The sequence below is a fragment of the Exiguobacterium sp. s191 genome (genome assembly GCF_018618955.1).
GTDB classification, from domain to species: domain Bacteria; phylum Bacillota; class Bacilli; order Exiguobacteriales; family Exiguobacteriaceae; genus Exiguobacterium_A; species Exiguobacterium_A abrahamii.
In genome coordinates this window covers 70,407-84,673 of the sequence record NZ_JACSNC010000003.1, presented here as the reverse complement: position 1 = coordinate 84,673, position 14,267 = coordinate 70,407, and the positions used below count along the sequence as shown (strand labels likewise).

Sequence of the window (14,267 nt, the reverse complement as noted above, 5' to 3'; positions counted from 1 at the left end):
CATGACGATTATCACGGTGACAGTCTTACTCGTCATCGGGATCCTCTCGTTCGTGACCTATAACTATTACTACGTGACGGCGACAGATGTCTTAAAACGTCATGCGAATGCGAGTGCTGTCTTATTTGCGAATAGCGGTCTTGCTTATGATTACGCTGATTCAGAAGCGACGATTCATGATGTACTCGATTCTTACGCTTATCCGGACGCCGAGATCGAAGTGTTGGATGCGACAGGGATTCCGCGTTACTCTTCGACCGGATTCATCTCGGAACGTAAGTTGACGCGAGCAGCGGTCAATCAAGTAAGGGCGGGACAGACCGTCACGAAACGATATGACGATGAAGCGACGGGAGAACATTTACTGGAAGTAACAGAACCTGTTGTATCGTTCGGTCAGACGACGGGAGCGCTTCGTTATACGACGTCGCTTGAGCGAATCGATCGACGTGTGATCGAAATTTGTTTAGCGATCGTCCTCCTGGGTACAGTTATTTGGGGACTTGCCTTCATCTATTCCTCACGTCTCGTCTCGTCGATCGTCCGACCGATTCAAGAAGTCATCGGTGCATCGGACCAAATCGCGAAACAGCATTACGACGTCAAGGTGAACGAGGAATACTCGTTCGAGCTTGGAGAACTAGCGCGGACGATCAATTATATGGGGCAACAGATCAAACAGCAGGAAACGTTGAAAGATGAATTCATTTCTGGTATCTCTCATGAATTACGGACACCGCTGACATCGATCAAAGGCTGGAGTGAAACGTTACTCGTCGAACAGGATCAGTTGCCGGAAGAGGCGTCGCTTGGGATGGGCATCATTCATTCGGAGACGGAGCGTTTGATTTCGCTCGTTGAGCAGTTACTCGATTTCTCGAAACTCGAGACGAGCCGCCTCGTCTTATACCGTCAGGAAGTCAACTTGACGGAAATCATCGAGACCGTAACGGCGCAACTTCGTCAAAAGCTGGAAGAAAAAAATGTCCAGATCGTACAGAAGTTACCGGCGCAAGTCGTCGGTCTATACGACGAAAACCGATTGAAACAAGTCTTCTTGAACCTGCTTGATAATGCGATCCGCTTTTCTCCAGTCGGTGGCACGATCACCATTCGACTCGTTCGTTCAGAGCGTGTGTTGTTCCTCTCCTTCAGTGATGAAGGACCTGGCATTCCGAAAGAGCACTTACGTCACGTCACAGAAAAGTTCTATCAAGTGCAAAAAGGAAAGGGCGGAACAGGGCTCGGACTATCGATTTGCCGAGAACTCGTCGAAGCACATGAAGGCAAGCTATTCATTGATAATCAGCCGGAAGGCGGCGTCATCGCGACGATTCTGCTACCTGTCACGAAAGCGTAAACACTGAGACGGGCAGAGTGAAACAGAAACTGGTAAAGTTAAGTGGATTATAGTACGAAATGGATCAGATGATAGGAAACGGAGGAATCAGTCATGGCACTTGGTGTTTCAAATGGTACGCTTCAACCGCTCTCCGGAAAACCGAACGCGGTATCTACTCAAACCGATCTACAGGATATGAAAATGCGTCCGCTCCCGTTCAAAGGAACGCTTGCAGATTCGAAGTTTCAATTACTACGTATCCTACAAAGCCTCGACCGCGTCAAAGTCGTCAAGGAGGAAGGGACATACATCCACGCCATCTTCACGAGTAAAGTCTTTCGCTTCAAGGATGACGTCGAATTTTACTTCGATGAAGCTGCACAGGTGATTCATTTCCGTTCGGCATCACGTGTCGGGTACTCCGACTGGGGCGTCAACCGTAAACGAATGGAAGACATTACACGTCGCTACGAGGAGGGATCACGATGAAGAACTATCAATTAGTCGTCATCGGTGGTGGTGCAGCCGGAATGACGATTGCTGCCGGTGCAGCAAGTCTTGGCGCACACGTCGCCCTGATCGAACGCCATACGCATCTAGGTGGAGATTGTCTTCACTACGGTTGCGTTCCTTCAAAGGCTTTGATCGAAGCGGCGCACGATGTTCATGTCATGAAGCGGACGGCTGAAAAGTACAACGTGACACTGAACGGGGACGCGGTCTATTCCAAAACGAAAGCAAGCGTCGATCGGGCACGTAACATCATTCAATCACACGATGGAACGAAACGGTTCGAAGACCTTGGTGTCGATGTCTATATCGGAGAAGCGACATTCCTCAGTGCCCATGAAGTGGAAGTGGCGGGACAACTTGTCGTAGGTGAGAAGTTTGCGATCTCCACGGGATCTCAACCCATCATTCCACCGATTGATGGACTCGATACGATTGATTATTTAACGAACGAGACGATCTTCGAATTGACGGAGCGTCCGGAGCGTCTGCTTGTCATCGGTGGTGGTGCGATCGGTCTTGAGCTGTCGCAAGCTTACGCGCATCTCGGAACAGAAGTCACAGTTATCGAGGGAATGAAGACGTTACTCGGAAAAGAAGACCGTGACATGGTCGAAGTCATTCAACGTCAGCTTGAACAAGAATTAACATTACATCTCGATACGAAGGTCACGCACGTCCGCAAGTCAGCCGGGGGCATCGAAGTGACGGTCGAAGCAAACGGCGAATCACGTGTCATTGAAACGGATGCCGTGCTTGTCGCAGTCGGTCGTAAGCCACGTATCGAAACACTACGTCTCGATCGAGCTGGTGTACACGTCGAAAAAGGATTCGTCCAAGTCGATGGTTCACTTCGAACAAGTCAGCGACACATCTTTGCGGTCGGAGATACGATCAACTCACTTCCGTTTACGCACGTCGCAGGGCTTGAAGGAAAAACGGTCGTCACGAATGCTTTATTCGGTCTACGGACGAAGCCGGATTATCGCGCGGTTCCGTGGGTCACATTCACGACACCTGAATTGTTCCATCTCGGATTGACGGAAGACGAGGCACGCAAGAAACATGGGGAGATCAAGGTCTATCAGACCGGTCTCGATGAAGTCGATCGTTTCGTCATCAATGGTCAGACGCAAGGGCGCGTCAAGCTCATCGCCGATAAGCGTGGAAAACTGATTGGAGCACATGCAATCGGAGAACAAGCGGGTGAGTGGATGCAAGAAGTCGTCTATGCGATGGCACGTAAAGATAAGGTCGGTCAATTGTCGCGTGTCGTCCACCCATATCCGATCCGTGGTGCTGCTGTTCAGCGTGCTGCTGATGTCTACTGGCGTGAACGTCTATTCGCTGGTCCGATCCCAAAATGGTTGAAACGTTATTTCGACTGGAAACAAGGAGAATGATTCATGCAACAACCTGCTACTAAACGGAATTTCGTTCCGCTCGTCATCCTGCTGACGCTTGTCATCAACTTGCTCGTGGCCCTTTTATTCTTTGCGCCACCAGTACAAGTTGATTCAGGATTCGATTGGACGTTGCTTCCTTTTTTGAATGCCATCTTCAATAGTTTTACCTTCATGCTGTTGCTCGGCGCTTGGATTTCCATTCGTCGTGGCAACCGGGTGAACCATCGTCGCTTCATTGGTGGTGCGATGACGACGACGACACTGTTCTTGATTTCGTACGTCACGTATCACGCCGTCAGTGAATCGACGAAATTCGGAGGCGAAGGTTTCGTTCGCCCTGTCTATTTCTTCATCCTGATTACGCATATCATCCTAGCTGCAGTCATCGTCCCACTCGTCTTGATGTCACTCGCGCACGCTGTGAATCAAAACTTCGAGAAGCATAAAAAGTGGACACGCTTTACGATGCCGCTTTGGTTATACGTCAGTTTGACCGGTGTCATCGTCTACATCATGATTCGTCCGTATTATTAAAAAAATCCTTCGTGGCGAACTGCCACGAAGGATTTTTTATCGTTAGGACTTAACTTTTGTTTCGTCGAGTACATTCGCCTTCAAATCGATCAATGGTCGAATTAACACTTCGACGCGTCGATTCTGACTGCGACCTGCTTCTGTTTGATTGGACGCGATTGGTTGAAATTCACCGTAACCGCTGACGGTGAAGCGTTTTGGTTCAAGCTTTGGGTTCCGTTGTAAGGCGCGCATGAAACTGATCGCCCGATCAGCACTCAGTTCCCAGTTTGATGGATACTGTGCTGTATTGATTGGAATGTTGTCTGTATGGCCAGAGACTTGAATCTGACGTTGTCCTGCCTTGACGAGCAGTGCGCTCATCCCCTCTGCGATTTGAAGCGAGCGTCCTCTTACTTCTGCTTGAGCTGGTGAGAACAGTGCGCGGTCGCGAATCGTAAAGACGAGTCCTTCATTCGTGATTTCAACCTTGATGTCTTTTTCAAGTTTTTCATTTTTGATGTATTGATTGGCTTCTTCTTTGATTTTTTCGAGTTCTGCGATTTCATAGCTTTGTGCCTTCGTCCGGGCATCGAGTTTTTTTGAATCCTCTTCTTCTTGGGTGGAGAGCGAACTGTTCGTGATCATCCCTGAGCCACCGTTGAAGACGGAGCTAAACGACTGGGACATTGCTTTTAGTTTCACAGCATCGACATTACTCGAAGCAAACAGAACGATGAAGAGGGCCAAAAGCAAGGTCAATAAGTCGGCGTACGGAATTAACCAGCCTTCGGAGATATGTTCATCATGCGGCTTCTTTTTCCGCTTCATAGTTCGCACGCTCCTTCGGTGTCAAGTACACAAGTAGCTTATCTTCTAAGTTTTTTGGTGATTCACCGTTTTGAATCGATAGAATTCCTTCAATCATCATCTCGTACAACTGAATTTCGCTTGCTGATTTTTGCTTCAACTTCGTTGCGAACGGGAACCATAGGACGTACCCGGTGAAAATACCGAACAGCGTCGCGATGAAGGCACCTGAAATGGCGTGACCTAATTTTTCGATGTCCGATAAATCGGATAGGGCGGCAACGAGACCGACAACGGCACCGAGAACCCCGAGCGTTGGTGCGTAAGTACCGGCTTGCGTGAAAATGTTCGCATTGGCATGATGGCGTTCCGTCATGTTTTCGAGGTCACGTGTCATGACGTCCTCGACATATTCGGATGGCTGCCCATCGATGACCATCATGACGCCACGCTTCATGAAGGCATTATCGACTTCTTCAAGTGCTGACTCGAGAGATAACAGACCTTCTTTACGTGCTTGCGTCGAGAGTGTCAAAAATTGTCCGAGCAACACTTGTTTTGTCATCAGCTTTTGTTCGAATAAGATGACTTTAAACAAGGCAGGTAAGACTTTCAATCGTTCCTTCGGGAAGGAAATCATGATGGCAGCTGCCGTTCCGACAAAGATGATGACAAGGGCTGCAGGGTTGAGTAGAGCGACTGGAGGCGCACCTTTTAAGATCATACCTCCGACTAGTGTGATGAGACCAAGGATGATCCCGATGATCGACACGATATCCATGATTGATGTGTGCCACCTTTCTGTATGTAATCCGTATAGGAACGAAAAATAAAAGAGCAGAAGACACTTCTTCTGCTCGGAAATCCAAAAACCGAGAATCAAGCGCCGTTTTCGTCGATTAGCATTTGAATGCTTTCGTTTCGTTCGTCACGCTCTATATCGGTCAGTACGTCGTATTTTTTTAACACTTGATACAATTCATTTAGAATCGGTTGCTCCAAATGTAATGATAAGAGTTCCTCGAATTGATAATACAATTGCGCAGGCATCCATTGTGATTGTCGTTCCAGCCTTCGCCAGACATCCTCAATCGAATGATCAGCCGTCTTAGGGTCCACTGTTTCCCTCAACCTCCTTTAATGATTACACGTCCACTTTTATCTAGTTTACCAAAAAAATACGAAAACGTTTAGTCGATTGCATATTTCGATAGAACTTCTTAATTCGAGGGAGTATGATAAAGACAATTCTGTCTGAAAACAATCTAGGGGGAGTAAGATGTTCTCGCATAAAAGACGTTCACGACTCGCACGCTTCGGGCGTTTCGGTGAATTGATGTATCATCAGCTGTTTGATAAACCGGCACGCTTCATTGCGACAGGTTTTACATTGACGATTTTGCTCGGTGGTTTTTTATTATGGTTACCGATTTCTCAGAACGAGGGGCAAGCGGTCTCTTTCATCGATAGTTTATTCGTTGCCACCTCTGCGGCGACAGTGACCGGGTTATCGACGATCAACATCGCAGAATCCTACGATCTGCTCGGGCAGATCATTCTCATGCTGCTCATCCAAATCGGGGGTCTTGGATTCATGACGATTGCACTCGTCTTACTCAGCGTCACGGGCCGAAAGATTGGGATTCGTCAGCGGATCATCATCCAAGAAATGTTCAACCTCGATAGTCCGGGCGGTACGATTCGTCTCGTTCGTAACATTATCTTAACGACGGTCGTCGTTGAGATGATTGGTATGCTCTTGATTGCATTAGACTTGTTCATTCAATACAAATATACCTTTGGGAGAGCATTGTATTATGGCTTGTTCCATGCAGTTTCTGCTTTCAACAACGCAGGGTTTGCTTTATGGGGGGATAGCCTAATTGGCTTTCAACAAGATACGACATTCATTCTGACGATTGCAGCGCTCTTGATGATCGGTGGTCTTGGTTTTACGGTCATCGCGGATATCGCTGGAAAACGAAACTTCAAGAAAATTTCGCTCCATTCTAAATTGATGGTGCTATCACTACTCGTCATCAATGGACTAGGTGTTTTAGCAATGATGCTCTACGAATGGGTTTCGAACTTGGGTTCGTTAAAAGATGAATCGTTCTTCAGTGCGCTCCATATCGTATTTTTCCAAGTCGTCACGACACGAACGGCTGGTTTCCAGACAATCGATTTAACGACGATGGTGCCGCTCTCGATCGGTTTGATGATGGTTTTGATGTACATTGGGGCAGGTTCCGCATCAACAGGTTCCGGGATCAAGGTCACGACGGCAGCGGTCATCTTGAAAAATGTCTGGACGTATCTCCGCGGACAGCGTGAAACGGTTCTGATGCGACGGACTGTTCAGACGCAAGCGATTCAAAAGGCATACGCGATTGCTGTCTTCAGTTTATTGTTCATCGCTTTAATTACGACGTTCCTGGCGTTGACCCAGCCGAATATTTCCTTTATTGGTCTATTCTTTGAGACCGTTTCGGCATTTGGAACAGTTGGTCTTTCTTTGAACGTAACAGCTGAGCTCAATAGCTTTGGTAAGTTTTTGATCATGTTTATGATGCTACTTGGACGTGTCGGCTCCTTGACGATTCTGTTCACGTTCGCGACGCAACGAGACCGGACGATTCGTTATCCAAAAGAAAATATGTTGATCGGGTAACCGATAAAAAAGTCCAATCGACTTCCCTTGTGGAAGAACGATTGGACTTTTTTAGTGTGTCACGTGTGTTTGATAATACTGGACGAGTCGAGGCATCGTTTCTGCAAGATCTGGACAAATAATACCAGTGTCCCGTAAGTCACGTAAGGCATGTGTCGTATCATATTGAACGGGATGAATGAAGTAGTCAAGTGTCTGCCGTTGCATCTGAAGTCGTTTTGCGACAGCTGGAGTCAATGCCGTGCTGACGAGTCGAAACGGAACGATTCCTCGCGGATAACGTCCATAATAGGCGACGTGTAACATCTCAAAAATCGCGCGTGCGCCATGTGGGAATGGATCTGTCAGATGATAGGTCTTATTTCTTCCGACCGGTGCATGACTGAGATAAGCGGTCGCTTCAATGACGTAATCATAGGGCACGAGATTAACGAGTGCGTTTGCTCGACCTGGGTACGGAAGAGGGGCGAAGGATTGCAGGAGACGCATCGCGTTCAAAACGAAATACACCCCATCCCACTTCGGTGTTTCGCCCGTTTCGGAATGACCGACGACGATCCCAGGACGGATGATCGTATAGGGAATCGTTCCGATTTCTTTACGGAAACGCACTTCTGCTAAATATTTCGTTTCTTCATAAGCATTTTTAAAGGTACTAGCTTGTAACTCATCTTCTAGAACCATTCCGGAACGAAGACCCGAGACATACGCTGTACTGAAGTAAATGTAGCGCTCTAAGGTCCGACACGTATGAGCAAACTGTGTCACGTTCGCGGTACCGATCACATTGATTCGAAAGGCAGGTTCATATGCTGTTGCTAAATCATATAGCGCCGCGAGATGAAAGATGTGTGTGACGTCTTGTTGCAACATCATTCGAGCCTCTGATGATAAAGCAAGCTGTTCGACCGTGATATCGCCTTCGTGCAATACAAGTTGCTCCGGTCGTAAGGATGTACGTTCTAGAAGATCCTGGCGTCGCTTAACAGCTGCGTTTCGCTCTGACGGTAAATGAAGCAAATGAAAACAAGCGATTTGGTCCGGAACACGTGCCAGTTGTTCGATCAGTTTGGTCGCTAAAAAACCGGGGAAACCCGTCATAAAGTAGGTCCGCATCAATTCCATTCCTTTCTTGGATCACGTTCGAGTACAACGGTGAAGGTCGAACCATCATTGATTTCTGATTCAACGGAAATCGCACCTCCGTGCGATTCGATGATTTCCTTACAGATGGCAAGTCCGAGGCCGGTTCCGCCGATTTTCCGGATGTCTGAGTTATCGACCCGGTAAAATTTCGTAAAGAGCTTTTCAAAAGCATTTTGTGGAATACCGAGTCCATAATCCGTCACAGAGAACGTTGCTTGTTCCGGATTGGCTGAAAGAATGACTCGAATATGATCCGCCTGTGGAGAATACTTAATGGCGTTCGAAAGCAAGTTCAAGATCACCTGCTTGATTTTGTGCTCGTCCGCAAAAATCAGAACAGGATCCTCTGGTAGTTCTAGATCAATTCGATGCGTCTCGACGGTCTCGCCATAGGCATCGACGGTTGATGCGAGAAGATCGCGCAACGAGAACGACGTGAAGGTATACTCCTGTTTTCCACCTTCTAGACGCTGAATGTCTAAAAACTCATTTAATAGCTTCGTCAATCGTTTCGTCTCTTCGTGGACGATCTCAACATAACGTTCGATTCGATCAGCCGATTGTTTTTTATATCGTAGTAATTCCATATAGCCAAGAATGGAGGACAGTGGCGTGCGCAACTCATGCGATACTGTACTGACGAGTTCGTCCTTTACTTGATCCATCTTCGCTTCCTCTGTCCGGTCACGGAAAACAAATAGGAAGCCATGACGAGAAATGCGACTCTTCTCCTTTTTGATCGCAGTCGCATAAAATTCGAAATAAAGTGGACTGGACTCATTTGGTCGCTGTAACGTGAAACGAAACGATAGTTCAGAATGTTTTCCGGCGAGTAATTCTTCTACTTGTCGGAGCATCTCGAATCGAGTGTTCAAATCGAGATTCGGAATCAGACTGATTCGTTCTTGAATCTTACTTGGTGCAATGCCTGGGACATCGAGTAATTTGCGTGCTTTGACGTTCATGAAGATGAAACTCCCATCCTCTTCTGTCAGTAGGAAACCTTCATTGGATGCTTGAAGAATCGATTGTGTGATATCACGCTGACGCATGATGGCATTTTTTTCGCGTTCAAGCATTTTCTCAATCTTTTTTCGTTCGGTAATATCACGAACGACGGCGACACGCATCCGGATGTTGTTGTAGATGATTTCACGCGGGAAGACTTCGATTTCGACAGAGGTTCCGTCGGCACGTTGACCGAGAACTTCGTATGGTTCTTCTCGATGCTCCTCGATGCGTTGCAAGACACGCGCGTGATGATCCGGATGAATCAATTCAAGCGTCATCTTACCTTTCATTTTCTCAAGTTTCGTCCGGAAAATGACTTCTGCTGCGCGATTGGCATCGATGATGATTCCGTGGTCATGAAAGATAACGGCTTCAACGACGGATTCCGAGAAGAGTCGGAAGCGGCGTTCGCTTTTCGTTAGATGCCATTCGATTTGTTTTTGCGGTGTGATGTCCTGAATGAGCAGGAAGTACGTATCGTTTGGTAACCGTGTCATATAAAGGCGTCCATGGAACGTTGAGCCATCCAAACGATGATAGGTCCATTCATTTTCGGCTTCCCGTCCATGCAGTAAAAACAGTTGCGCGTCCGATAAGTCTTTTAAGTTCAATTGTTCGAGATGTTGACGGCGGGTAGCGATTTCCTTCGCATCATGTAGAATCGTCGCTTGGAGACCAATGATGTCTTCGGCATGCTCGAAACGGAATAAGGTGCTTGCCACTTCGTTACAAGTTTGAATCCGAAACTCCGAGTCGGTGATGAATAGAGCAGTATCTAGTGTTGAATTGAATAAGTCCTCGATTTTCAAGGGAGCGACATGGACAAGAAAATAGTCCGTCGCTTCAATCGCTGTGACTGTTAATTGATGTGTCGTTGAAATGACGGCTTCCTTCTGTAATGGAAAGAAATCATCCGTGATGGGAAACAGCTCCTGAACGGTTTCGATATTTGGAGTGTTCATGAACTGGTGTTGAAACGCGTCATTATGAAATTGAATCCTTCCATTTGCATCGACAAGAAGAACAGGGTCTTTCATAGCACGTAACGTCGCGTGAATGATTCGTAGCGATGAAGGAGATGAATGTTCTGCCATGAGCTACCTCCTGACTGGTCTTCGACCATGGATTTTAAGACAGCCTTTCCTCGTTAGTTTACTTCTGCAAGACGAGTCGTGTTTCCTGTTGAAGGAAGCAACCGACGAAGAATTTTAGTATAGTGAAAAAAAGGTCACGACGAAGTAGAGGGGAAAAGCACGATGAAACGATTAAAACGAAAACGATTGTTACTAGCAGCTTTGTTTGCAATGATAGGAATTTTCGGAACTTATTTTTTTTCGAGTTCTTGGGAACCTTTAATCTTAATCATCAGTATAGTAGGGTGTATCCTTTTTCTTCTTTTGTCCATTTTAACGCCGTCGCTTGAAAAACGACTCGATCGAATGGAAGGACGAGAATTTGAAGAATGGCTTGCCGATTTATTTGAAACAGCAGGATATCGGGTCGAGTTGACACCTGCTTCACGCGACTTCGGAGCAGATTTGTTGATAGAGGATGAACGAGGGTATAAGATTGCCATCCAGGCAAAGCGATATAGTGCGGCTGTAGGGCTCGAAGCGGTTCAACAGGTCGCTGCCTCGGTTCCATTCTACGGGATGGACGAGGGGTGGGTCGTTACGAATTCGACCTTTACGGAAGCTGCGTATCAGCTAGCTGAACCAAATCAGGTTCGCCTCATTGATCGGGAAGAATTGCTCGCATTTGCAAAGGAGATGAACCTGCATTGAACATGTCGAATGATTGTCGACAAAAGGGGGTTGTCAATTTGGAGAAACGGTGCAATAATCATTTTCGTTAACGAAATATCATACAGATAAAGAAAGTTAAACTATACAGGATGTCTAAATAAACTGGGGACGAAAAACCAGCACGTTTTAGCAGTGAGAGGAGAATTTCTGTTGCGCAAAGTTGTCTATGTGCAGGGTTGCGTTTTTTCGCAAGGTCATGCCGCGATTTATGATGAAGCGCACCAAATGATCGGTGCGGTTCAACACGACGAGAATGGTCGTGTTCAAGTAATGAATGGTGAAGGTAGAGGGGTAGCGTTTGGTAAGTTCATTCCGACGTGTAAGAAGTGGGTCGTGATGAACCATGATGGACAAGAGGTAGGTCAAATGCGTGAGAAGTTTTCGCTCTTCTCGAAGAAATGTGAGTACAACGTGTATGAGCGTGGTACATTCACGATTTCCTTCGACCTGACAAAAGGAAAATTCTCCGTACGGAGTGCAGCTGGAGAAGTCGTTGCTGAATTGTTGCAAGACGGTGATGAGTACCGTCTCGTCAAGGATGCGGACAAACTCTCGATGTACGAACTACTCTCTGTCTTGAAAAGTCTGACGAACAACGTCCACTATAAATCACTGACAGCCGTCTAAATAAAAAAAGATGCCTTCCATGACATGGATGGCATCTTTTTTTCATCATGTCGTTTGCAGAACATGATGGAGGCGTTGTTTCGCTTCGTGTGTTAAATGCGATACACGACGGGCATAGAGACACAGTTGGAGAACGTGGACAGTTTCAGGGCGGTAAGCGTTAATGCGCTCGAGCGAGCGTCTGAGACGCTTCTCCGTCAATTCGATCGGACCACTTGTCTCCGCGTGTTGCGTATAGACGAGATAAAAATTAAGCGGACTGATTAAATCATCCTCATCAATATTCGGATTCTTGAAGACGATCGTCAGCAGTTCTCGTGTTTCTTCTAACGAGAAGAGGTGTTTTAAATCATCCAGTAAATAGATGATCGAAGCCTGATTGATCGAGTACTTCTTTCCGCGATGCGGTACGCCGATGATGTCCCGGACTTCACGTTTCGTCCAGTTCTGGATCGTCGTCGCTGACATATGTTCACCAATCAGGGCATTTGCCAAATGAACGATTTCATTGATGGATAGACCATTTTTTAATGGATCGAATTGCTTCAAGCGATTGATGACCTTCGGCAATTCTGTGCCTTCCGTTGCGACGAGGGGTTCGATTCCTTTTCCTTCATTTAGGCGTTGCAGACAACTTGATAATGTTTGGACTGCTTGAGCATCATACATTTCCAAAACTTCCTCTCTAGGACGTCATTTGACCTTATGTTATCAAATGAAGGTTCAATAGGGCAAATGGCAACTGAAACAACGTACAATAATAGGAAAGAAAGGGGGAATGACGATGGAATGGATAGCTGCTCTTGGCACGATTGGAATCGTCGGGCTAGTTCTCGTCATCCTGGAAGTCATTGGACGCCGTTTCGGCTTTTCTCCCGAGACGGTTCGAAAATGGATTCATATTGCTGTCGGTCACTGGGTATTTCTTGCGCTGCTCTGGCTGGATCACTGGTACGTTGCGATCGTACCGTTGTTATTCTTTGCTGTCGTGAATCTAGTGACACTACGAAAAGGAATCGGTCAGATGCACGACGTCGATCGTCCTTCTTACGGAACGGTCTATTATCCACTCGCTCTAGCGGGACTTGTCCTGTTCTTCTTCGAGCGACAGCCGATGGCGCTCATTGCGGGAAGCATGGTGCTTGCTTGGGGTGACGGTCTCGCGGCTCTCGTCGGAAAACGCTACGGAAAGACGTTTTACGTCCGTGGTGAGACGAAACGATCCTTTGAAGGAAGTATCGCCCTATTTTTGGCGTCATTCCTCGTGTTGACCGTGACGTTCTTGTTTTATGGACAACCGGTTTGGCTCGCTGTCAGTTATGGCTTCTTGCTTGCGAATATCGCAGCCTTGATCGAAGCCATCTCATATCGCGATCTCGACAACTTGATCTTGCCATGGACGATCGCGGCACTCGTCGCATTTGCTTTTTGACGTTCAGTCGCGTAACAACAATTGTTTGAAATAGAGAAAGCGTAATCGAATATAGTCCGGATACGCACGCCAACCTGCATGACGGATGGTCATATCCCGACACATATCCTGAAAGACATGGCGATAGATCTTTTCTTCGGAATCGTCATAAACAGCTGCGAACAAGCCATGCTCGAGCATGTTGGAAAGGCATTCGTCGAGTTTAGCGTAGAGGGTCTCGTCGCTGTCTTCGCGCAATGTAGCATGCAGCTTCTCATATTGAATACTTTGATTGACAGAAGCTGTCGCATGAAAGACGGTGGTTTTGTCGAGATGAGATACGCCAAGGATTAAGGAATAGAGTGCTTCCAATATGTCGATCGAATGACCGTCCAGTTGTTGGATGGAATCAATGGCCATCAGCGTATCGATTCCAGATGCGCCAACCTTCTTTAAATATGTAAACGCATAAATGGCGGATTCCCCATAAAATTGACGATGATTGTAATGGACGGCAAGGAAACGATGTCCTGCTGGCTCTTCAGGGAACCGTGTGATGGCTGAAAGGAAAAACTGTTCTGCTTCGTGCATATATCCTTCATCTTCACTAATGATACCGAGGAGGATGTATCCTTGCACATGTTCGCCGAGTTGCTGATGTGTCTCTTCGATCAGCCGGCGCGCTTGAGTGTGTTCGTTCTTGAAGTAAAGAGAATGAGCTGTAGCAATGTTGAGCAATGGATGAGATGGGATGAGAACACGTAAGCGCTCAGTTGCGGCAATACGTACGCTCTCTTCTGTATCGGATGTCAGTGTTTCGAGTAACGCGACTTCAGCGACGTGGCTCTGAAGTTCATGAGAATGAGCGGTTATGGTTTGTGTCATGTAATGAGATCCCCTCTACTAGTTCAAAATCATAAGTCTTCGTTTCTCATCATATGACAAGCCGAGTGGCGCCTCAAGAAGTAAAAAAAATAGTCGATGGTTCCTCAAAAAGGAATCATCGACTATTTCT

Annotated in this window: 15 protein-coding genes; 8 read left to right on the top strand and 7 right to left on the bottom strand. The window is 46.8% G+C overall.

Going from position 1 to position 14,267, the window contains the following annotated elements:
- Position 1: 1 nt before the first annotated feature.
- The 4 genes from KNQ09_RS13745 (at position 2) to KNQ09_RS13730 (ending at position 3,792) form a co-directional block, all read left to right on the top strand.
- Positions 2-1,360 carry a sensor histidine kinase gene (locus tag KNQ09_RS13745; protein WP_251133726.1) on the top strand — a complete coding sequence of 453 codons (1,359 nt, stop codon included), beginning with the start codon at positions 2-4 and terminating at the stop codon, positions 1,358-1,360.
- A 93-nt stretch (positions 1,361-1,453) separates the two neighbouring features.
- On the top strand, positions 1,454-1,831 hold the full coding sequence (locus KNQ09_RS13740; protein ID WP_050678428.1) for a DUF1499 domain-containing protein: 378 nt from the start codon (positions 1,454-1,456) through the stop codon (positions 1,829-1,831).
- Positions 1,828-3,255 (top strand): dihydrolipoyl dehydrogenase family protein, encoded by a 1,428-nt coding sequence (locus KNQ09_RS13735; protein WP_214858821.1) that lies wholly within the window; start codon positions 1,828-1,830, stop codon positions 3,253-3,255. The genes KNQ09_RS13740 and KNQ09_RS13735 overlap by 4 nt, the downstream gene beginning before the upstream one ends.
- A 3-nt stretch (positions 3,256-3,258) precedes the next feature.
- The gene (locus KNQ09_RS13730; protein WP_023469700.1) at positions 3,259-3,792 is read left to right on the top strand and encodes a DUF420 domain-containing protein; all 534 of its coding nucleotides are present in this window, start codon (positions 3,259-3,261) and stop codon (positions 3,790-3,792) included.
- A 42-nt stretch (positions 3,793-3,834) separates the two neighbouring features.
- On the opposite strand, the gene motB is transcribed toward KNQ09_RS13730, so the two are convergent.
- The 3 genes from motB to KNQ09_RS13715 form a co-directional block, all read right to left on the bottom strand.
- Positions 3,835-4,602 carry a flagellar motor protein MotB gene (gene motB, locus KNQ09_RS13725; RefSeq protein ID WP_214858820.1) on the bottom strand — a complete coding sequence of 256 codons (768 nt, stop codon included), beginning with the start codon at positions 4,600-4,602 and terminating at the stop codon, positions 3,835-3,837.
- Positions 4,577-5,362, bottom strand: coding sequence for a flagellar motor stator protein MotA (gene motA, locus KNQ09_RS13720; protein ID WP_023469698.1), 786 nt, complete (start codon positions 5,360-5,362; stop codon positions 4,577-4,579). The genes motB and motA overlap by 26 nt, the downstream gene beginning before the upstream one ends.
- A gap of 98 nt (positions 5,363-5,460) precedes the next feature.
- Complete coding sequence (locus KNQ09_RS13715) at positions 5,461-5,700, bottom strand: hypothetical protein (RefSeq protein ID WP_023469697.1); 240 nt, start codon at positions 5,698-5,700, stop codon at positions 5,461-5,463.
- A gap of 160 nt (positions 5,701-5,860) precedes the next feature.
- On the opposite strand from KNQ09_RS13715, the gene KNQ09_RS13710 reads away from it, so the two are divergent.
- Positions 5,861-7,252 carry a TrkH family potassium uptake protein gene (locus tag KNQ09_RS13710; RefSeq protein WP_064300686.1) on the top strand — a complete coding sequence of 464 codons (1,392 nt, stop codon included), beginning with the start codon at positions 5,861-5,863 and terminating at the stop codon, positions 7,250-7,252.
- Positions 7,253-7,303: 51 nt separating this feature from the next.
- Here KNQ09_RS13710 and KNQ09_RS13705 read toward each other — a convergent pair whose 3' ends face one another.
- Positions 7,304-8,368, bottom strand: coding sequence for an SDR family oxidoreductase (locus KNQ09_RS13705; protein ID WP_251138212.1), 1,065 nt, complete (start codon positions 8,366-8,368; stop codon positions 7,304-7,306).
- The gene (locus KNQ09_RS13700; protein ID WP_214858819.1) at positions 8,368-10,503 is read right to left on the bottom strand and encodes an ATP-binding protein; all 2,136 of its coding nucleotides are present in this window, start codon (positions 10,501-10,503) and stop codon (positions 8,368-8,370) included. Before KNQ09_RS13700 ends, KNQ09_RS13705 begins: the two co-directional genes overlap by 1 nt.
- 303 nt (positions 10,504-10,806) lie before the next feature.
- Here KNQ09_RS13700 and KNQ09_RS13695 point away from each other — a divergent pair, with 303 nt between their 5' ends.
- Complete coding sequence (locus KNQ09_RS13695) at positions 10,807-11,193, top strand: restriction endonuclease (RefSeq protein ID WP_230088865.1); 387 nt, start codon at positions 10,807-10,809, stop codon at positions 11,191-11,193.
- A 171-nt stretch (positions 11,194-11,364) separates the two neighbouring features.
- Complete coding sequence (locus KNQ09_RS13690) at positions 11,365-11,841, top strand: LURP-one-related family protein (protein ID WP_023469691.1); 477 nt, start codon at positions 11,365-11,367, stop codon at positions 11,839-11,841.
- 45 nt (positions 11,842-11,886) lie between these two features.
- On the opposite strand, the gene KNQ09_RS13685 is transcribed toward KNQ09_RS13690, so the two are convergent.
- Positions 11,887-12,510 carry a DUF1836 domain-containing protein gene (locus KNQ09_RS13685; protein ID WP_023469690.1) on the bottom strand — a complete coding sequence of 208 codons (624 nt, stop codon included), beginning with the start codon at positions 12,508-12,510 and terminating at the stop codon, positions 11,887-11,889.
- A gap of 115 nt (positions 12,511-12,625) precedes the next feature.
- Here KNQ09_RS13685 and KNQ09_RS13680 point away from each other — a divergent pair, with 115 nt between their 5' ends.
- The gene (locus KNQ09_RS13680) at positions 12,626-13,273 is read left to right on the top strand and encodes a diacylglycerol/polyprenol kinase family protein (RefSeq protein WP_064300682.1); all 648 of its coding nucleotides are present in this window, start codon (positions 12,626-12,628) and stop codon (positions 13,271-13,273) included.
- 3 nt (positions 13,274-13,276) lie between these two features.
- Here KNQ09_RS13680 and KNQ09_RS13675 read toward each other — a convergent pair whose 3' ends face one another.
- Complete coding sequence (locus KNQ09_RS13675; RefSeq protein ID WP_064300681.1) at positions 13,277-14,137, bottom strand: tetratricopeptide repeat protein; 861 nt, start codon at positions 14,135-14,137, stop codon at positions 13,277-13,279.
- Positions 14,138-14,267: the final 130 nt, after the last annotated feature.